Source organism: Bradyrhizobium ferriligni (assembly GCF_056837965.1).
Genome location: NZ_JBXEJO010000179.1, coordinates 1 through 1,367 on the forward strand (window position 1 = coordinate 1; position 1,367 = coordinate 1,367).

The window sequence follows — 1,367 nt, forward strand, 5'->3', positions numbered from 1 at the left end:
CGGTCGCCGCCGGCTTCCACGATCAGCGCGGAGACGATCGCCAAGGTCAGCGGGATCTTGATGGTGACCGAGGCGCCCTCGCCGGCCACGCTCTTGATGTCGATGGTGCCGCCGATCTGGTCGATATTGGTGCGCACCACGTCCATGCCGACGCCGCGGCCGGACACCGAGGTCACTTGCGCCGCGGTCGAGAAGCCCGGCGCGAAGATGAACTTGTGGATCTGGGCCTCGGTCATCTTCTCGAGCTCAGCCTCGGTGACGAGACCGTTCTGGAGCGCCTTGGCCTTGATCCGCTCGGTGTTGAGCCCGCGGCCATTGTCGGCGATGCAGATGATGATGTGGCCGCCTTCGTGATAGGCGGAGAGGCGAATGGTGCCCTGTTCCGGTTTGCCGGCCGCGACCCGCTCGGCGGTGGTCTCCAGCCCATGATCGGCGGAGTTGCGCACCATGTGCGTCAGCGGGTCCTTGATCAGGTCGAGCACCTGGCGGTCGAGCTCGGTGTCGGCGCCGTGCATCTCGAGCTCGATCTGCTTGCCGAGTTCGCCGGAGAGGTCGCGGACGATGCGCGGCAGCTTCTGCCAGGCATTGCCGATCGGCTGCATGCGCGTCTTCATGACGCCTTCCTGCAGCTCGGCGGTGACGTTGGAGAGCCGCTGCAACGGCACCTTGAACTCGGTGTCCTCGTTGCGGCGGGAGATCTCCAGCAGCTGGTTGCGGGTCAGCACCAGCTCGGAGACCATGGTCATCAGGTGTTCGAGGGTGTCGACATTGACCCGGATCGACTGGTTGGCGATCTTGTCGCCTTCCTGGACATCTTCACCGGCGGCCTTGCGGGCCGGCTTCTTCGCGGCTTCAACCGGCTCGGCGGCGGGTGCTGCGGCTACAGCGGGCTTCACGGCCGGCGCGGGTGCGGCGACTTCGGTCTCGGTCTCGCGGAAGGCGCGCTCGAGCTCGTCGAGCGAGACCTCGCCCGGACGCAGCGGACGCTCCAGCGTCTGCACCACCAGCGTGCCCTCGGTCATTGCCGCCTGCACCGGCGGAGCTTCGACGACAGGTACATCTTCTTCAGCAGCGGCCGGCATCGACTGCGTCGAGCCTGACGATATCGACTGCGTCGAATCGGACATCGCCGCCATGCCGTGCTCGACCATGGCCTCGAGCTGATCGATCAGATCACGATCGTTGCCTTCGGGCTCGGCCTCGGTCGCCTCGAGGCCGCCAAGGATCTCCTTGATGCGGTCGATCGAGGACAGGATCAGCGTCACGGCTTCCGCCTTCACCGGCATGCCGTCGCGGAATTTGCCCATCAAGGTCTCGCCGGCATGCGCCAGCGCCTCGAGCCGCGGCAGCCCGAGGAAGCCGCAGGT

General features: G+C 66.5%; 1 protein-coding gene. It reads right to left on the minus strand.

The annotated features are described in order from the left end of the window. Positions 1-1,367, minus strand: a 1,367-nt coding sequence (locus AC1VNY_RS42445) for a chemotaxis protein CheA (RefSeq protein WP_482409659.1), incomplete at both ends; no start/stop codon positions are given.